This window comes from Mucilaginibacter robiniae (genome assembly GCF_012849215.1).
Classification (GTDB): Bacteria; Bacteroidota; Bacteroidia; order Sphingobacteriales; family Sphingobacteriaceae; genus Mucilaginibacter; species Mucilaginibacter robiniae.
The window spans coordinates 732,710-750,975 of sequence record NZ_CP051682.1; the positions used below are offsets into that span (position 1 = coordinate 732,710).

At 41.1% G+C, this 18,266-nt stretch carries 16 protein-coding genes; 8 read left to right on the plus strand and 8 right to left on the minus strand.

The genetic code is table 11. From position 1 onward, the window contains the following. Entirely contained in the window at positions 1–1,593 is a 1,593-nt protein-coding gene (locus tag HH214_RS03350; protein ID WP_169606001.1) for a family 43 glycosylhydrolase, read from the minus strand. Between the two features lie 441 nt (positions 1,594–2,034). On the opposite strand from HH214_RS03350, the gene recA reads away from it, so the two are divergent. The 4 genes from recA to HH214_RS03370 all read left to right on the plus strand — a co-directional run bounded on the left by recA (position 2,035) and on the right by HH214_RS03370 (position 5,589). Further along, positions 2,035–3,048: a recombinase RecA gene (recA, locus tag HH214_RS03355; RefSeq protein ID WP_169606002.1), complete on the plus strand. Its 1,014-nt coding sequence runs from the start codon at positions 2,035–2,037 to the stop codon at positions 3,046–3,048. A gap of 192 nt (positions 3,049–3,240) precedes the next feature. Further along, the gene (locus HH214_RS03360) at positions 3,241–4,083 is read left to right on the plus strand and encodes an oxidoreductase (protein ID WP_169606003.1); all 843 of its coding nucleotides are present in this window, start codon (positions 3,241–3,243) and stop codon (positions 4,081–4,083) included. A gap of 27 nt (positions 4,084–4,110) precedes the next feature. After that, complete coding sequence (locus HH214_RS03365; RefSeq protein ID WP_169606004.1) at positions 4,111–5,142, plus strand: aldo/keto reductase; 1,032 nt, start codon at positions 4,111–4,113, stop codon at positions 5,140–5,142. A 69-nt stretch (positions 5,143–5,211) separates the two neighbouring features. Next, the gene (locus tag HH214_RS03370; RefSeq protein WP_169606005.1) at positions 5,212–5,589 is read left to right on the plus strand and encodes a hypothetical protein; all 378 of its coding nucleotides are present in this window, start codon (positions 5,212–5,214) and stop codon (positions 5,587–5,589) included. 64 nt (positions 5,590–5,653) lie between these two features. Here HH214_RS03370 and HH214_RS03375 read toward each other — a convergent pair whose 3' ends face one another. After that, positions 5,654–6,661 carry an alpha/beta hydrolase gene (locus HH214_RS03375; protein WP_169606006.1) on the minus strand — a complete coding sequence of 336 codons (1,008 nt, stop codon included), beginning with the start codon at positions 6,659–6,661 and terminating at the stop codon, positions 5,654–5,656. Positions 6,662–6,826: 165 nt separating this feature from the next. Here HH214_RS03375 and HH214_RS03380 point away from each other — a divergent pair, with 165 nt between their 5' ends. Further along, positions 6,827–9,106, plus strand: coding sequence for a GH92 family glycosyl hydrolase (locus HH214_RS03380; RefSeq protein ID WP_169606007.1), 2,280 nt, complete (start codon positions 6,827–6,829; stop codon positions 9,104–9,106). 72 nt (positions 9,107–9,178) lie between these two features. Here HH214_RS03380 and HH214_RS03385 read toward each other — a convergent pair whose 3' ends face one another. The 4 genes from HH214_RS03385 to HH214_RS03400 all read right to left on the minus strand — a co-directional run bounded on the left by HH214_RS03385 (position 9,179) and on the right by HH214_RS03400 (position 12,899). Then, entirely contained in the window at positions 9,179–9,514 is a 336-nt protein-coding gene (locus HH214_RS03385) for an ankyrin repeat domain-containing protein (protein WP_169606008.1), read from the minus strand. 1,136 nt (positions 9,515–10,650) lie between these two features. After that, positions 10,651–11,232, minus strand: a complete 582-nt coding sequence (locus tag HH214_RS03390; RefSeq protein WP_169611025.1) for a DUF4230 domain-containing protein — start codon at positions 11,230–11,232, stop codon at positions 10,651–10,653. Positions 11,233–11,357: 125 nt separating this feature from the next. Continuing rightward, positions 11,358–11,780: an OsmC family peroxiredoxin gene (locus HH214_RS03395; protein WP_169606009.1), complete on the minus strand. Its 423-nt coding sequence runs from the start codon at positions 11,778–11,780 to the stop codon at positions 11,358–11,360. 45 nt (positions 11,781–11,825) lie between these two features. Next, positions 11,826–12,899, minus strand: coding sequence for an NADH:flavin oxidoreductase/NADH oxidase (locus HH214_RS03400; protein WP_169606010.1), 1,074 nt, complete (start codon positions 12,897–12,899; stop codon positions 11,826–11,828). A 124-nt stretch (positions 12,900–13,023) separates the two neighbouring features. On the opposite strand from HH214_RS03400, the gene HH214_RS03405 reads away from it, so the two are divergent. Then, positions 13,024–13,743 (plus strand): dienelactone hydrolase family protein, encoded by a 720-nt coding sequence (locus tag HH214_RS03405; protein ID WP_211166300.1) that lies wholly within the window; start codon positions 13,024–13,026, stop codon positions 13,741–13,743. A 77-nt stretch (positions 13,744–13,820) separates the two neighbouring features. After that, a complete protein-coding gene (locus HH214_RS03410) occupies positions 13,821–14,981 on the plus strand; it encodes a cation:proton antiporter domain-containing protein (RefSeq protein WP_248282194.1) in 1,161 nt (386 codons plus the stop codon). Positions 14,982–14,983: 2 nt separating this feature from the next. Here HH214_RS03410 and HH214_RS03415 read toward each other — a convergent pair whose 3' ends face one another. Then, a complete protein-coding gene (locus tag HH214_RS03415; RefSeq protein WP_169606011.1) occupies positions 14,984–15,715 on the minus strand; it encodes a DUF481 domain-containing protein in 732 nt (243 codons plus the stop codon). Between the two features lie 149 nt (positions 15,716–15,864). Here HH214_RS03415 and HH214_RS03420 point away from each other — a divergent pair, with 149 nt between their 5' ends. Next, entirely contained in the window at positions 15,865–16,539 is a 675-nt protein-coding gene (locus HH214_RS03420; protein ID WP_169606012.1) for a haloacid dehalogenase type II, read from the plus strand. 120 nt (positions 16,540–16,659) lie between these two features. Here the strand turns inward: HH214_RS03420 and HH214_RS03425 are convergent, their stop codons facing one another. Further along, complete coding sequence (locus HH214_RS03425) at positions 16,660–18,213, minus strand: glycosyltransferase family 39 protein (RefSeq protein ID WP_169606013.1); 1,554 nt, start codon at positions 18,211–18,213, stop codon at positions 16,660–16,662. Between the last annotated feature and the right edge of the window lie 53 nt (positions 18,214–18,266).

Genomic DNA, 18,266 nt, shown 5'->3' on the forward strand with positions numbered 1-18,266 from the left:
TTACCTGCTTTTCACTAATACTACATCATCTATATAACAAAAAGCATTGGCTTTGCCCTGTGCTAAAAAGCCAATTTCAACTTGTCCGCCTTTAACGGGTACTTTTTCAATACGAATAGTTTGCCATGCAGTATTTTCATTTTTGATATTGTACTTTACAGTTTGCTTACTGCTGACAGCATACATCTCCAAAGTAACAAAGCCTATACTGTTTTTTACTTTAGCTGTTAAGGTGTACAAACCATCGTTTAATGGAACATAAGGCGTAGCGGATAGGGTTTGATATACTTTTCTTTGAAAATCTACCCGATCACTGATGTTAAGGCTTTTTTCACCAATCACTACTTTTCTGTCATTAGCATCATTGTCATGATTTAAAGATGGAGATATAGTATCTATATGTATTGGGCTGCCCTGCAAAACTACCGACACCCAGCCTGATAGCTGCTCTTGAGCAGGTTTAACTATACTAGGTATTCTTTTCCGATCGGCCTCAAAGCTGCCATTCTTTACATAATTATTGTTTGTACTCACCATCCATGCTCCTGTTAAACAATTTAAATTCCAGGAACTTACTGAATTGAAGTACGGCGTTTGACCATCAAAAGATAATGGACACCATTGGTTGTACCCTAATCCGTTCCCTGCAAAATCAGCCCACCGGTCTCCACAAAAAATAACCGTTTCTTGCTTGCTGCCTCTTACCGTGTAAAAAAAGCCGGTTTGTGTAACATGGGCATAATCATCAGTACAACCATTCATCACCTGCATATGGTTGGCCGGAGTATAGGGTCCCCTAATGTTATCGGCAACCAGGTAGTAGGCATGAGAAGCATCCCAGCCATATAAGTCTGATGCACACATGTAGTACCTGCCTTGATACTTAAACATACAGTTCCCCTCACGCCCTTCACCATGATATACTTCGGTGCAGTCTAGCAAATTGACCATGCCATTTTTAACGCCAATTTCAGAAACATAAATTTTATTTCTGCCCCTGCCGTAAGAATAGATCAGGTAAGACTTGCCTGTATCTTCGTCTGTAAATACAGTTTGATCGCCCGTGTTTGGGGTACCTATCATGCTGGTCATGTCAATCTGCTGATGCCAGGTAAACTGGCTTGTTGGAGAATCAGCAACGGCAAAAAGCACCTGATTGCCGTGCTGGATAATTAAGGCATACTTTTTTAGTTCTTTTATGTAATCCACCCCCAAACGGCCAAGCCATGTGGGTTGTGCGTTGTTTTTCAGAACTTCACTTTCCGTTAGCACGTCTCCTTCAAAAACCCAGTGAACCAAATCAACAGAACTGTAACAAGTAACTGAAGTAAATCTCGATGTTTTTTGTGTAACACTAGGGTCTTTCCGGTAAGCATCAGCCTCCTTGTAGTGAACGCCGTACCAATAGTATTTCTTCGCTCCGCTGGCTGGGTCGTTAAACCTGAATATTCCACCACCTTGACTGTAAATAGGACGACCATCGGTTGTATTCCAAAATACATCGTTCTGGATATTGGCTGTTTGTGCACTTACCATCAAGGTACTGCCGAATCCCAAAAACATAAATACGATAAAGTAATAAAGTGTGTTCATAAGGCCAGTAACTTAAGTATCTATGCAAGATAATCATTTTATAAGGTGACCATACAACCTCTTGAATAACGCAATTATATATCATGTAATTTTGTAAGAGTACAAGGATCATTCCGCTCCGACCAGCTTAATTTTTCAATGATTACGATTCACTTCTGGGGTCATTTTTGTGCTGTAAAAAGCAGGTAAACGCTGGTGTTTTCACACGTAAATTTCATAGCAGTCATTAACAATTAGTTAAATAACTTACCTTAAAAACATTCGTTTATTCAACATATTTTGCATAAATTTATATCATAAAACAAAGGCATCTGTGGTGTATGATAGCCTAAAAATAATGCCCATAAACCTTTTGTATAAGCTAGAATTACTAAAAATACCTACTAATATTTTTAGTAATTCAATTTAAATAAGTATATTTGTTATAGTAAAAAACAACGAATGAGTAACGCAGATAAATTAAAGGCACTACAGCTTACGCTGGATAAGCTGGAAAAATCGTATGGTAAAGGAACCATCATGAAATTGGGTGATTCTCATATAGAGCCCATTGAGGTTATTCCTACCGGTTCATTAACGCTCGACCTGGCTTTAGGTGTAGGCGGCTTGCCTAAAGGCCGTGTGGTTGAAATTTATGGTCCTGAATCATCAGGTAAAACCACGCTGGCTATACATGCTATTGCCGAGTCGCAGAAAAAAGGCGGCATTGCAGCCTTTATTGATGCAGAGCATGCTTTTGACCGCTTTTATGCACAGAAATTAGGCGTGGATATCGAGAACCTGCTGATTTCTCAGCCTGATAATGGTGAACAAGCTTTAGAAATTGCCGATAACCTGATCCGTTCAGGCGCTATTGATATTTTAGTAATTGACTCGGTAGCTGCATTAGTACCCAAGGGTGAGATTGAAGGTGAAATGGGTGACTCCAAAATGGGTTTACAAGCCCGTTTAATGTCTCAGGCTTTGCGTAAGCTTACCGGTACTATCAACAAAACCGGTTGCTGCTGTATCTTCATCAACCAATTGCGTGAAAAAATTGGTGTGATGTTCGGTAACCCAGAAACGACTACCGGTGGTAATGCCTTGAAATTCTATGCTTCCGTACGTTTGGATGTACGTCGTATATCACAGATTAAGGATAGCGACGAGGTATCAGGTAACCGTGTAAAAGTTAAAATTGTTAAAAACAAAGTGGCTCCGCCATTCCGTTTGGCCGAGTTCGATATTATGTTTGGTGAAGGTATTTCCAAAGCCGGCGAAATTATCGACTTGGGTGTAGAGCACAATATTATCAAGAAATCAGGTTCTTGGTTCAGCTATGGTGATAGCCGCTTAGGTCAAGGCCGTGATGCCGTTAAGCAATTGATTATCGACAATCCTGAACTGGCTGAAGAGCTTGAAAACAAAATTAAGGATGTTGTATCAGGCACTGACCAGCCGGTAGAAGCTGAATGAACTCTCTTTAAATAAGAATACTTAAAAGCCGCTTTAATCATTAAAGCGGCTTTTTTATTTATATCAACTCACCCAAAATTAAACTTGATCGCCAATCTTGCATTTAGGTGAACTATAATACTGATACAACCCTGACAAACATTTGCAACCTACAGTGTTATTTTAACACAAACACTAATCAAAAAAAAACACATGAGCAAAGTATGGTTTATCACCGGTTGTTCTACCGGCTTTGGTCGCGAGTTGGCCAAAGAAGTTCTAGCTGCCGGTTATTGGGCTGCCGTAGCCTCTCGCAACACCGATGATGTAAAAGATATTGTAGAAGCTTATCCAGAAACCGCTTTGGCGGTAAAACTGGATGTTACCCAAGCTGATGAGATTAAAGCGGCTGTTGAACAGATCCGGCAAAAATTCAGCACTATTGATGTGCTGGTAAACAATGCCGGTATTGGCTACTTCGGTGCTATTGAAGAAAGCGAAGAAGATGAAGTACGCCGCATGTTCGAAATTAATTTTTTTGGATTGGCTGCTGTTACCAAAGCCGTATTACCCATAATGCGGACACAACGTAGCGGAAACATTTTAAACGTAGCTTCCATAGGCGGTTTGGTAGGCTTCCCGGCCGTAGGTTTTTACAACGCTACCAAATTTGCGGTAGATGGATATTCTGAATCGCTATCGAAAGAAGTAGCCCCATTAGGCATAAAGGTTACGGTAATTGCACCAAGCGGTTTCCGCACGGATTGGGCAGGCCGGTCAGCCAACAACAGTAAAACTGTAATTGACGATTACAAAGATACTGCCGGTCAGAATAAAAGTAACATTCGCGGTTACAGCGGTAAACAGCCGGGCGATCCGGTACGTGCAGCAAAAGCTATGATTAAAGCTGTAGAATCAGAAAAACCACCATTGCGATTATTATTGGGCGAAGCTGCTTTAAAAGGTGCCCGCAACAAAATAGAACTTTTGCAAAAGGATTTTGATACCTGGGAAGAAACTACCATAGGTGCCGACTTCCCGAAAGACGAACAATAACATTTAAATACACTAACTACCTCTACTATGGAATACAGACAATTAGGCGCCTCAGGACTATTTGTACCGGTACTGAGTTTCGGAACGGCTACCTTTGGCGGCGGCAATGCGTTTTTTAAAGCATGGGGCAATACCCAACTGGATGAAGCTAAAAGAATGGTTAACCTGTGCCTGGATGCCGGCGTTAACTTTTTTGATACCGCTAACGTTTATTCGCGAGGCGCTTCCGAAGAGATTTTAGGCAGAGCGCTGGAAGGCTTGCGCAACCAGGTGCTGATTTCAACCAAAGCGACCTTTGGTATGGGCGATGGTCCGAATGATTTTGGCTCCTCACGTTATCACCTGATTGAATCATGCGAAGCAAGCTTGCGCAGATTAAATACTGATCATATTGATATTTACCACATGCATGGCTTTGATGCCAACACACCGGTTGAAGAAACCTTGCGTGCTTTAGATGATTTAATTACCAGTGGTAAAGTGCGCTACATTGCCTGCTCCAACTTTTCGGGCTGGCATTTGATGAAGTCATTGTCAGCATCTGAGCGTTATGGCTGGGCTAAGTATGTAGCGCATCAGGCTTACTACTCGTTATTAGATCGCGAATTTGAATGGGAACTGATGCCTTTAGGTATTGACCAGAAAGTGAGTACCATTGTGTGGAGCCCGCTATCATCAGGCAGGTTAAGTGGTAAATTCAGACGCAACCAACCGCTGCCTGAAGATAACCGCATGAGTCAGGGTGGTTCTCATGGTCCGGCTACTAACTTTGATTTGCTATACAAAATTGTAGATGCATTGGATGAAGTAGCTGAAGAAACCGGCAAATCAGTAGCGCAGGTATCCTTAAATTGGCTACTGCAACGCCCTACCGTAGCCAACTTAGTTATAGGTGCCCGTAACGAAGAACAACTCAAACAAAACCTGGAAGCTATAGGCTGGAACTTAACTACCGAACAGGTGAAAAAACTGGATGAGGCTAGCGCCATTGATCCGATTTACCCCTACTGGCACCAGCGACAAAATCCGAAATTAAATCCGCTGCCTAAATTTTATTAAGGTTTATAAAGTTTTTTTATATTGAGCAATCTGTTGATTGCTCAATAATTGAATCTAAACCTAAAGTCTATGAAAACCATCTTATCTTACGTTCTTTTGATGAGTTTACTGGTATGCTCTTCAATCACGTTTGCTCAAAAAGTTAAGCGGCATTGTGAATTGTATTACCAATACCATTTACATTTCGCCCGTATTGGCCCGGATGGAAATATACATATAGATGCAGGAGTAAGCGATACGACTCCTATTTTTCAAGATTCGACAGTAGTTAAACAATTGAAAAAAGCAGAAACTTTTAAGACGCTTTCGGCAGCATTAGATTACTTAAGCGAACTGGGATGGAACCAGGAAAGTATAGTGCCTGTTCACGGTTCAAAAGAACAGGAAGTGCGAATACTATTATCTAAAAGTTTTGATCAGTCTGAAATTGTAAGCTTATTGCATTGATAATTAACAATAAGCTTTTAATACTATAATTAGCATAGTACCAATCCATTAAAGCTGCTTCGGTTTACCGGAGCAGCTTTTTATCTTTAAACAGTTTATCTAAAAAGTCAGTAACATGTTGTACCGTTGGTGTAAACCAAGGTTCAAACAAGCAAAAAGCGTGAGGCGTGTCTGGAAAAGTAAAAACCTCGGTATAGGTATGATATTTACTTAGCAGGTTCACATAATCTTGCCGACCAGCGTGCATACGGTCGATAGAACTATTTAAAAACAACGTAGGTGGTGTTTTAGCACTGGCATATTTTAATGAAGATGCACTTTCCCATAATTCAGGATTATCTTTTTTGCTATAACCAAAGTAGTGGGTAGCTGATGATATAGCTTTACTGTCATCCCCTTCACCCGATTCCGGATGCACAAAGGCCAGAATACCATCAATATCAACCACGGCCTGTACCTGGCTGGAGTAAGCAGGATTACCTTCCGCACCTTCAAACTGTTGTACACCATTAGTTGCTCCTAAAAAAGCTGCCAGTTGCCCTCCGGCAGAAAAGCCTAAAGTTGCTACTTTGCTGGTATCTACCTGGTACTTTTTAGCATTCGCCCTAATCCATCGCACGGCAGCTTTCAAGTCGTAAACTGGTGCCGGGTACACTGCTTCAGTTGATAACCGGTATTCGGCAGTAAAACAGACATATCCTTGTGCAGCCAAGCGTTCAGCCAACGGATAATGCTGTGTTCGATCTCCCGAACGCCATCCCCCACCGTGAATAATTAATACGGCCGGATAACCTTTTTCTGATTTTTGTTTAGGGTAAAAAGCATCTAGCCGTAACCGATGCTTACCAACCAAAGCGTAAGTTTTATTTTTAGCTACTTTAATGCTCTTGGGCAAACTATCCTGCACCAGCTTGATGTTAGGGTAATTTTTGCGCGCACTTTGGTAAGCACTATAAGTAGTGAACGAAGTATCTTTCTTCCCGGTAATACTGGCCGTACTTTGCGCACGGGCTACTTGTCCCAGCGCAAAGCTCAACAAAATACCAATACTTAAAAACCTATATAACTGCATAATTTAAATTAAGACTATCCATAGCAACCATTGGTTTAATGATTTGATTGTATTGCTTCACTAATTAGGTGAGGAATAAATTTAAGGTTTCCATACTTTGTATATCTTAATTCTATTCAACTGACAATTGTATATTAGCCGCATTTATTAGCATCTACTGTTTCTATGAAAAAAATCAACAGCTTTCTACTTACCTCATTGCTCTTATTTTTAGGTATTAGACCATTGGTTTCGTGTGCACAAAGCCAAAAAGAACCCGTTGATTATGTCAATCCCTATATTGGAAATATTAGCCACTTGCTGGTACCCACTTATCCTACCATTCATCTACCTAACAGTTTATTGAGAGTATACCCCGAGCGTGAAAATTTTACGGGAAATACTATCAAAGGGTTACCGCTGATGATTACCAGTCATCGCGGAAGCTCGGCCTTTAGCCTGAGCCCCTATCAGGGTGATGCAGCAGGGATAAAAAATGTCATAGCTTATGGGTACGATAACGAAATAATCAAGCCTTATTACTACCAGGTTGATTTGGATGATTACGGCATTAACGTCAAATATGCGCCGTCGCATCAAGCTGGTATTTATGAGATTAACTTTAGTAATTCATCTACACCACCTTATTTGATTTTGAATACCAAAGAGGGTGGCCTATCCATTGCTGGTAATGCAGTAAGCGGCTATCAGCAACTGGACAACCATACGAAAGTATATATTTATCTCGAAACAGATATTAAACCGGTTTCATCGGGACAGGTGAATGCTGTAGACCTGGATTCTAAGAAATTAGTTGAGGGAAAAGATGCTTACTTAGTGCTGAAATATCCGGCTAATACATCCAGCATAAAGGTACATTATGGTGTTTCATTTATCAGCACAGAACAGGCCAAACGCAATCTTGGTCGCGAAATTCAGAATTATGATCTGGCTGGGGTAGTGTCAAAAGGTCGGGCTGTGTGGAATAACACGCTGGGCAAAATTATAGTGCAGGGAACAGATGAGAACGCCAAAACGGTTTTCTACACGTCGCTTTATCGTACTTATGAGCGCATGATCTGCCTTTCGGAAGATGGCAAATACTTTAGCGCCTATGATGGAAAGGTGCATAATGATGAGGGCACACCTTTTTATACTGATGATTGGATTTGGGATACTTACCGCGCTGTACATCCTTTACGGGTAATCATAGAGCCTAAAATGGAATCCGATATGATTAATTCTTACCTAAGGATGGCCAGCCAACTGCCCAATCACTGGATGCCAACTTTCCCGGAAGTTACAGGCGACAGTCGCCGCATGAACAGTAACCATGGTGTAGCCATGATTATTGACGCCTATAACAAAGGGTTACGCTCGTTTAATCTGGCAGAGGCTTACCAGTATTGCAAGGCTGCAATTACCGAAAAAACGCTAGCGCCTTGGTCGGGTAAAAAGGCCGGTGCCCTAGATCAGTTTTATAAAGATAACGGCTATTTTCCGGCACTTGCGCCTGGTGAAAAAGAAACTGTACCCGAAATACACAGCTGGGAAAAACGGCAGCCGGTAGCGGTAACGCTGGGTACCGTGTACGACGAATGGTGCTTGGGCAACATTGCAAAGGATTTAGGTAAAACGGATGATGCCTCATATTTTTTGAAACGAAGTTTAAACTACCATAAAGTATTTAACCCGCAAACCAAGTTCTTTCATCCGAAAGATGCACAAGGCAATTTTATTGAACCCTTTGATTACCGATATTCCAGCGGTATTGGTGCGCGGGAAGCTTACGATGAGAATAATGGCTATGTGTACCGTTGGGATGTACAGCATAATATAGGCGATTTGGTAAACCTAATGGGTGGCAGGCAAAGTTTTGTGGATGGATTGGAAGATATGTTCAGCACGCCGCTGGGTAAGGGTCGTCCAGATTTTTACTATCAGTTTGGCGATCATACCGGCAACGTTGGGCAATTTTCTATGGGCAACGAGCCAGCCATGCACATTCCCTATTTGTACACCTATGCAGGTCAGCCTTGGCGCACCCAGAAGCGCGTACGTAACTTACTGAAAGAATGGTTCAGGAATGATTTAATGGGTATACCAGGTGACGAGGACGGCGGTGGTTTAACCTCTTTTGTAGTGTTTTCCGAAATTGGATTCTACCCCGTTACACCGGGATTGCCCATGTACGTAATAGGCAGTCCGATGTTTAAAAGTGCGACCTTAAAGTTGGGCAATGGCAAAACATTTACAGTGCTTTGCAGCAACTATTCGCCAGACAATAAATACATTCAATCGGCCAAGCTAAATGGCAAAACTTGGGATAAATCCTGGTTTTCACATAAAGAATTGATGAACGGTGGTCAGCTCGAATTACTTATGGGACCGCACCCTAACAAATTGTGGGCATCGGGTATTCATTCAGTTCCGCCTTCTTTCAGCATGCCTAATGACGACAACTAAAACAATGGACAAACAGTATCATCATGGGGCTGATAAGCAAGATCGGATTTGCTTTGGCTTGCGACTATTAACTTAATTGATTTTAGCGCCGTGGTTAACCAAAATCTGAATCAAATCCTGATTTTTCATTTGAACAGCATACTTTAATGCAGAATTGCCGGCAGCATCTTGTATGTTGACGTTAGCATCCTTTTCAATCAGAAATTCGCACATACGAGTATTGTTGCTATGAGCAGCAATCATCAGTGCTGTTTCTCCTTTGCTGTTCATTTTATTCAAATCGGTTCCTTTGTTTAATAAATATTTTACAGCAGCTAAATCATTAGAATTTACAGCAGTGAAAATATCATGCGCAAAAACACTTAGGTTAATCAACAGGAATGCAGGAATTAATAGTAACTTTTTCATATTATATGTTGTAACATCTATTTTGACAAAAGTACGTTTCTATCCTGTATTACGGTTTTAGTGCTTATTTAAGCGCACCAATGTAATTAACCTATAATTAACACACAAGAAGCAACCTTCACAAATAAAACTTATGTTATGAGAGATAAACAAAGCTTTTTATAGACTTACTTGCTTTTTTTATTTAATAGATAAACATTAAATTTCTTAAGGATTAATCTATAGTGACTTAGTTATTGCAAAACTCATTTTATATGACATTTTATTAACCCTAAAAACATGAATAATCTACCAGTATTTTAATCAATCATGTGGCCGAAAGGTAAGAAAACCAGCTCAAACCAACATTTATATCTGAGGAGTAAGCGGATAATAAGCAGGCGACTTTCTCCAAATGGTGCAATTAAAATTGCATCAATTTACTCTTTAACAACCAAGTGCTTGTCGAAAAATAGATACATCCTATTCTTTATCTACTTTAACCAAGTGTGTATTTCCACACTCCAACAGCAATAGCAACGCCTACCATAAACAGTGGCCACCGAAGTACAAAGTTAGGATTTGAAGCACGCTTAGAAGCTTTTGATAAGCTACTATTCTACAGGTTTGTACATAAATAGAATTACTCAAAAGCGTAGTATCACATGTAATGGCTTAGAAAGTTTAAAAAAGTTTCAATTGCCATCAATGAGCCGTAAGCTTTTCCTGCTGTTATTTCTTTATCAGATTGGGATGATGATTTTATACGATATTTCTTGAAATACTGGAAACGGTCATCACTCGACTTAAAGTTTTTAGTGTTCTATCTGGCTAGGCGTATTACTGAGTCCTACTTAGAACTTTGGGCGTAAGGAGTGTATTTAGGCAACATATTAGAACAATTATTAATTCCTACATTTTTCATCCTATTCATTATCTGTTAAAGAAAGCCATACCCGCATGATACTGGAATGTTCTTGACAGTAACTAATTGTTTTTAAAAGAACTACACATCATGTACTTGTAGAAACAGCAATGGAGTTTAATATTACTGTACTTGATTATTCAAATAGTAAATAGCATGAAATATTCTACATTTTGCTTAATTAATTCATAAAGCCGTATTATATAACAAAGGTCTTTAATTCCCCATTTTGTTATTTAAATCTCAACACCACCTTTTTACCAGCTATATTTTCCAGCAATGGTTTAAATATAAGCTGTGCGTTTTCCTGAGCTTTGCCCAGTATGTTCAATTCTTGGGCATTATCCAGCAGCTTTTTCTCGGCCAGTTTATATACATCCTCTACCATGGTTTTGGCGGTGTTGGGTAACAAAATACCGCTTACATCATAAACTTTAGAACGTTGATGATCCAGCCGGACATAGCAAATTTCGGGCTTAGGCATCAGTACAGTTACCGTATCTTTTGTAGAACTGATATCCTGTTTTTTAATCTTGGTGAGATCAATGCAGGCGGTTACCTCCCCTACAGCTACAAACAATACACGTTCGTCGGGTAATATCATATGCACTTCTTTCTTTTCCAGCACATCTTTCATGGCATATTTTACCAGCTCCAGTTTACCCATACTGGTAATTTTCTCAACCATTACATCATCTATTACCTCAGTATGAGTAGCCTTAAACTCACGCTTAATATATAAAGCCAGCAACACCAAAGCACCTATTATAATTACAGAAGTCAGGAAACGGCGAAAAGCTCTTGAACGTAGCATATTAGAAGTATTCATCCGAATATAAACAAAAAAGAGCAGACTGTATTGCCTGCTCTTTTAACTCGTTTTAAATATGTCATTACCATGAATGTTAATCACCCATGGCTATCAACATGTTAAACATATTATCCGCCGTAGGTTACATTCAAAGTAAATGGAACGCTTAGGGCTTTGCTGATGATACAGTTCTTTTTAGCATCTTCAGCAACGGCTTTAAACTGATCTTCTGATACACCTTCAATCTGGCTGGCTTTTAGTTCCAGATGGATGCCGGTAATGCTCAAAGCAGCCATGTCCAAATCCAGAATGGCTTCGGTAGTTAAATCGCCTGGGGTAAAGCCTTGCTGGCTTAAAGCTGCACCTACTGCCATGGTAAAACAACCAGCATGAGCCGCAGCAATTAATTCTTCAGGATTGGTACCTACGCCTTGCTCAAAACGGGTTTTGAAAGAATACTGAGTTTTGTTAAGTGTAGTGCTTTGTGTAGTTAGTTCCCCGCGGCCATCTTTTAAAGTGCCATTCCAGTGGGCGTTTGCTGTACGTTTCATGGTTTATTTATGTTAGTATTTATGGTTTACAAATTTCTTGCACAATTAATGCCATTTCGCACGTTCATATTGCACGGGCCAATCTACCTCCTGCCCCAGTTCATGCGCAGCACGCAACGGGAAATGCGGATCGCGCAAAAACTCACGGGCAATAATTACCAAATCTGCCTGTCCGCTTTGTATAATGGCATCTGCCTGGCGGGCTTCAGTAATCATACCTACAGCACCGGTCATTATACCAGTTTCTTTGCGTATTTGTTCCGCAAATTGTACCTGATAGCCGGGGCCAACCGGTATGTTAGCATGTGGCACGTTACCTCCGGTTGAACAATCTATCAAATCCACACCTTTATCCTTTAAAACAGCCGATAATTTTACCGATTCTTCAGGCGTCCATCCGCCTTCCGTCCAATCGGTGGCAGATATACGTACAAACAACGGGTACTCTTTCGGCCAAACCTGCTGTACGGTTTCCAGCACTTCCAGTAACAACCGGATACGGTTCTCAAACGAACCACCATACTCATCTGTACGCTGGTTGCTCATGAGCGATAAAAACTGGTGAAACAGATAGCCATGAGCCGCATGCAGTTCTGCTACCTTGAAACCCGCTTGTACCGACCGAATGGTAGCCGCTTTAAAATCATCCTTTATCTTTTCAATGCCGGCTTTATCTAAAGCCACCGGTGCTTCCTCACCTCCGGTAAAAGGAATAGCACTGGGTGCTACGGTAATCCAGCCATTCTCATCGTTGGATGGTATTTGCTTACCGCGTTCGTTCCAGGGTTGTGCATGGCTGGCTTTGCGGCCGGCATGAGCCAGCTGTATGCCGGCTACAGCTCCCTGTCCTTCTATAAAATCAACTATTTGCTTTAACTTTTCAATTTGTTCATTTTTCCAGATACCCAAATCAGCAAAGGTAATACGACCTTCGGGTGATACGGCAGTAGCTTCGGTAATCAGCAAACCGGCACCGCCACGAGCCATGCTGCCCAAATGCACCAGATGCCAGTCGTTAGCAAAACCATCAGTGCTGGAATACTCGCACATGGGTGATACCACAATGCGATTTTTAAGTTCTATATTTTTGATTTTCAGAGGAGAAAACAGATTACTCATAGTGCGTTTAAATGTATATGCGTAACCTTAAATCAGGATTGTGGTTTTGTTAAAAACATAATCTTGGCAATTAAATGATAATTTATCCCGAACATTTAGCAGTGTTTCCAGTTCACCCATTATCATGACATTCACCAAGAACATGAACAACGAAAACTACCTTGATTTGAACGTTGCCGATGGCAGCAATATGGCAGCCTACGTAGCCAAACCTGAAAACCTGAGCACCGATACGCCTGCCATTATTGTATTACAAGAAGCTTTTGGCGTTAATCATCATATACGCAATGTTGCCGACCGCTTTGCCCGTGAAGGTTATTTGGTTATTGCGCCCGAACTTTTTCATCGTACAGCACCTAAAGGTTTTGAGGGCAGCTACACGGATTTTCCGGCAGTAATGCCCCACATGCAGGCTTTAACTATTGAAGGTTTAACTGCCGATTTGCAAGCAGCCTACCAATGGATTATGCAACAGCCGGTTAATCAGCAAGCGGTTTTTAGCATAGGTTATTGCCTGGGAGGCCGGGTGTCCTTTTTGGCCAATGCCGTGCTACCGGTTAAAGCAGCTGTATCCTATTACGGTGGCGGACTGGAAAAATTAACCGAACAAGCCACACAATTACATGGTAAGCACCTGTTTATATGGGGTGGATTGGATCAACACATTAAACCCGAAAACATTGCTACCATTATTAAGGCGGTGGAAGATGCCGGTAAGGATTATGTAAATACAACCTTTTCTTACGCCGATCATGGCTTTAACTGCGATGAACGAGCCAGCTACAACGAAGCCGCTTCAAAAGAAGCCTGGACTTTAACGCTGGCTTTCCTGAAAAATAGTTAACCGGCTGAACTGATTGCTCACTTTAAATTTTTGATACCCTGAGTACCTACACCACATTAATTATTCTTAGCGGATTGGTGATATTTTCGTATTTGTTTGATTTAATTGCAGGCAAAACCAAGATACCATCCGTACTGCTACTGCTTTGCTTGGGCGTGGTAGTAAGGCAAATGGTTGATTATTTTGGCAGTAAAGTTTTCAACTTTTCGCCGTTGTTGCCCACGCTAGGCACGTTGGGCTTAATCCTGATTGTATTTGAAGGTGCACTGGAACTAAAATACTCGCCGGCTAAAAACGCGGTTATCCGCAAGTCGTTTTTTTCGGCCTTTTTCATTCTCCTTTGCACTACCTTAAGCATATCCTGGCTGTTGTATGAATTAAGCGGCAGCAGTTATTATCAGTGCTTTATCAATGCCATCCCTTTTTGTGTGGTCAGTTCAGCTATTGCCATACCATCAGCTGCCAGCATTAACCGGGAAAAGCGGGAATTCATTATTTATGAATCCTCGTTTTCTGATATACTGACAGTAATTCTGTTCAATTTCATTCTCAGTAATCCGCATATCAACGTAGGCTCATTTGCCAAGTTAGGAGCTGAATTGGGCGTCATCCTTACTTTTGCCATAGGGGCCTGCTTGTTTTTACTTTACTTAATTGGCCGCATTACCCACCATGTTAAGTTTTTCTTAATTATAGCTTTACTGGTTTTCGTGTACGCGGTTGGGCAGCTATATCATTTATCGGCTCTGATTATTGTATTATCATTAGGGTTGTTTTTCAACAATGCCGATCAGATACGATTACCCTGGTTTCGTAAATACTTTTTATACCCTAAACTGGCTGTCGATTTAAAACAGCTGCTGCAATTGTCGGCCGAAAGCGCTTTTCTAATGCGCACATTCTTCTTCGCTATTTTTGGCTTTACTATGGCTATCGAACAACTGGAGAAATGGTCGGTACTCATTATTGGTGGCTTGATTTTGCTGGTTATTTACCTGATCCGTTTCTTGTACATCAAGCTTGTATCTAAAACTGACCTGATGCCCGAACTGGTTATTGTACCACGTGGCTTAATCAGCGTATTGCTATACTACAATCTCCCTCAAAACCTGCGTATACCAGGTGTGGAAACAGGCTTGCTCTTCTTGGTTATTCTGGGTACCAGTATTATCATGAGCTTGGGCTTATTTGTATCTAACCGCCGGGTAACCACCAGCCAGGAGTTTGGCGATTTGTAATTCTAAAAATAGCGTTCTAACTGTAAGCCGTAAGTTACCAGCAAGGTTTCGCTTTGCGTACGGGTTTCTTTATTATAGTTTAGAGCTCCATTAATAGACAGCCATTTGCGCAATTTCAGCCCTACACTAAAATTAGAACGAATAATATAATCATTCCCCTTTTTGAGCGAGTTTTGCAGGAAGTTGCCACTATCCAGCGTAATGATATTATTGATTAAAAAGTGGAACTGTAACCGCAACGAGTTTCTGTAGGTGTGGTAAGTACTGCGAGTAGTATCATTTTGTTGTATATCACTTAAATCGTACAAAATACCATCGCTAATGTTCAGGTATCCATTAGGCTTATCCAGAATACTATAGGCAATACCGCCACCAGCCAGTAACTGGTTATAAATTTTGAGCGAATAGCTGGTATTATAGTTGGCCAATCCCCAGTAATAAGCATGTGGTATAGCTTTGTACAAATTCACATCCAACACCGTCGAAAAATCATTGTTTGATAATGCACTATTGGCTTTGCCATATACCCAATTGGTGCTATAATTTAAGGCCACATCTTTTCTTTTCACATCAAACTTAAAAACGTTGTTCAGTAAGTATGAATTGGCATCACGTGCGCGGTTGATGGTGCCGCTGGGATTCAAAAGTAAATGATAATGAGTAGTATCATTAAATTGGGCCAAAGCAGCTTTGGCAAAAAACAAGAAAATAAAAACAGTAAAATATTTATACATGCAGCTGTTAACTAGGGTAACGTGAGGCAGATTGATCACCTATGTGTTTATTCAACAACCCGGCCTCATCTCGTTATGTTTAAAATTAGTACATATTCAAACAACAGACTTAAGCCAGAGGTTAACCTTATAACACTAACACACCTAGTATGTCGGCCAAGCCCCAGTTGTTAATTTTTGACGTTAATGAAACGCTACTGAATATGGAACCTGTAAAGGTAGCCATTACCAAAGCGCTTAAAAGTCCGTTTGCCTTTAAACAATGGTTTTCGTGGCTGTTACATTATTCGTTGGTAGATACCGTTACGCAAAGTTATCACACCTTTAGTGAAATTGGGCAGGCTACGTTAAAAATGACGGCAGCGAGCTTGAACACCTCTATTGATGAAGAAGAAATAACCCATATTGTACAATTGATGCAGCAACTAGAGCCCTACCCTGAAGTGGTTAAAGCGTTAGATATACTGCAACAAGCCGGTTATCGTATGGCTACGCTTACCAACTCTACTGCGGAGGCCTTACAAAAGCAGCTGGCTTTTGCTGAAATAGCTTCCTACTTTGAGCGCAACTTAAGCATTGACGGCCTCAACGTTTACAAACCGCACCCAGAAACTTACCAGGCTGCTTTAAAAGAGCTAAACACTGCACCAGCTGATAGTATGCTAATAGCCGCTCACGGTTGGGATGTGGCAGGTGCTCTGCACGCCGGATTGCAGGCAGCCTTTGTAGAACGGGAAGGGCAAGCCTTATACCCGCTCTCTCCTCCCCCGCATTTAATAGGGAAAGACTTACTAACTATTGCTCAAGATTTAGCCGAATTGTAACGATAGCCCTAGTTATTTACTTACAGCTTGTTTAAAGCATAATCTGTCGCCAGCTATCGGTTTCGGCATATAGTTAATAAAATTTGCAAACAGATAACAGGCATATCAAAGCCAAAGCTACTATTCTAAGCGGTTTTTGCGCAGGTTTTTTTGGTACAATGGTGTCAAAGCAGGTTTAGGATGCGCAATCAAGAATATCCCTACTCCTTTTTCACGAGCAAGCGGGTTATCAATTATGCCTACCCGACGGTAACTTTCTACCAACGAATTTAAATCGCTAATATCATTGTCATCACTCACGTAAATAATATAATCTGCCTTCAAGCTTTCGGGTGCCCATAATGCAAAGCTGCTGTTCATGCAAATTACATCAGGCAGATGGTATTGGTGACGGTATTGATGCAAGGCACCCGCCTCGCCATAAGTGTCAGCATAAACCAGCGTATGCCTTTGCTGCTCGGGTGTAAGGCTATGGTAAGTAGCCGATACTTTAGCAGCCATTTCATCCCACCCGTACATATCCGCATAATCTTGCGTAAGGGCGTGTGGCTTCTGGTCTTCCCAAGTAATGGTAAAATCCAGCAAAGGTAAGTGCTGATGATTATACCTGAATAAGCTTAAGGTCTGCCTGATTGGTAAAATTGGTAATACTAACGGCAACAGCAGTAAATTAGGTATTAAACATACTGCTGCCAACACAATACGCCAAGTGTAATTATGCACAAGCCATGCTATACCACACCCACCAGCAGCAAACAACATAGGATAGCCGGCTAACAGATAATAAGCTTTGCCATGCTTGAATAATAAAAAGGCAAATACCAGCAGGTACGCCAATCCAGCAAACTGATATGGCCGAAGCTTTTTACTAAACAATAAAAAGCCTAAACCAATTATCCATACCAAGCCAAACAAGCCATGCAATAAGAGTTGCTGCAGAATAAAATCACTAGGTTTTACATAGTCCAGCTGATAGCGTTGGAGTTTATCCATGTGTGCAACCACCGGCCAATGGTGTTCATATTGCCAGATGATGTTCGGTAGAAAAATAACAGAAGCTATTAAAATAGTAATGATTATTGGCTTTACGGTTAGCAGCTTCCGTTGTGGAGTAAGTACAAAACCTACTAATAAGGCACCAGCAAAAAAGGCCATGGTATATTTAGTAAGCAGTCCTATGCCTACAATCAAACCCAGCCCGTACAAATAATTTACCTGATTGGTATTTACATATTTTACTAACGCCCACGTAGCCAACAGCCACCATAACTGATCAAAAACTACGGGTTGAAATAAATAGCAGCTAGCCACCATACCCGGCGAAAACAACATGCATAAGCCCGCCAGCAAAACAGCAAAGCGACCGCCACCTAATTCGATAGTCAGTAAGCCGGTAAACCATAGCATAAGCGCACTAGCAATAGCCGGAAACACCCGGGCAGCTACTAATGAACTACCAAATACCGCTGTAGTTATTCGTGCCAGCCAACCCACTACAGGCGGCACTTCCATGTAGCCCCATCCTAAATGATCGCCCAAAGCCAAGTGTAACAACTCATCCCGATGAAAGCCATAATGTGGAGCCGCCAGAAAATTCAAGAATAGCTTTAATGCTACTAATAGTAGTAATATAATCTTCGAATTGTAATATGCCTTTTGTGATGGGTTGTACATGGTCGATTTTCGATAAATTTACACATCAGATTAGGATTACGACCTGGCTGTTA

What these genes read in the sequence shown, in the direction of transcription:
- HH214_RS03350 (WP_169606001.1), bottom strand. Translation starts at nt 1,593, where the DNA reads ATGAACACACTTTATTACTTTATCGTATTTATGTTTTTGGGATTCGGC.
- recA (WP_169606002.1), top strand. Translation starts at nt 2,035, where the DNA reads ATGAGTAACGCAGATAAATTAAAGGCACTACAGCTTACGCTGGATAAG.
- HH214_RS03360 (WP_169606003.1), top strand. Translation starts at nt 3,241, where the DNA reads ATGAGCAAAGTATGGTTTATCACCGGTTGTTCTACCGGCTTTGGTCGC.
- HH214_RS03365 (WP_169606004.1), top strand. Translation starts at nt 4,111, where the DNA reads ATGGAATACAGACAATTAGGCGCCTCAGGACTATTTGTACCGGTACTG.
- HH214_RS03370 (WP_169606005.1), top strand. Translation starts at nt 5,212, where the DNA reads ATGAAAACCATCTTATCTTACGTTCTTTTGATGAGTTTACTGGTATGC.
- HH214_RS03375 (WP_169606006.1), bottom strand. Translation starts at nt 6,661, where the DNA reads ATGCAGTTATATAGGTTTTTAAGTATTGGTATTTTGTTGAGCTTTGCG.
- HH214_RS03380 (WP_169606007.1), top strand. Translation starts at nt 6,827, where the DNA reads ATGAAAAAAATCAACAGCTTTCTACTTACCTCATTGCTCTTATTTTTA.
- HH214_RS03385 (WP_169606008.1), bottom strand. Translation starts at nt 9,514, where the DNA reads ATGAAAAAGTTACTATTAATTCCTGCATTCCTGTTGATTAACCTAAGT.
- HH214_RS03390 (WP_169611025.1), bottom strand. Translation starts at nt 11,232, where the DNA reads ATGCTACGTTCAAGAGCTTTTCGCCGTTTCCTGACTTCTGTAATTATA.
- HH214_RS03395 (WP_169606009.1), bottom strand. Translation starts at nt 11,780, where the DNA reads ATGAAACGTACAGCAAACGCCCACTGGAATGGCACTTTAAAAGATGGC.
- HH214_RS03400 (WP_169606010.1), bottom strand. Translation starts at nt 12,899, where the DNA reads ATGAGTAATCTGTTTTCTCCTCTGAAAATCAAAAATATAGAACTTAAA.
- HH214_RS03405 (WP_211166300.1), top strand. Translation starts at nt 13,024, where the DNA reads ATGACATTCACCAAGAACATGAACAACGAAAACTACCTTGATTTGAAC.
- HH214_RS03415 (WP_169606011.1), bottom strand. Translation starts at nt 15,715, where the DNA reads ATGTATAAATATTTTACTGTTTTTATTTTCTTGTTTTTTGCCAAAGCT.
- HH214_RS03420 (WP_169606012.1), top strand. Translation starts at nt 15,865, where the DNA reads ATGTCGGCCAAGCCCCAGTTGTTAATTTTTGACGTTAATGAAACGCTA.
- HH214_RS03425 (WP_169606013.1), bottom strand. Translation starts at nt 18,213, where the DNA reads ATGTACAACCCATCACAAAAGGCATATTACAATTCGAAGATTATATTA.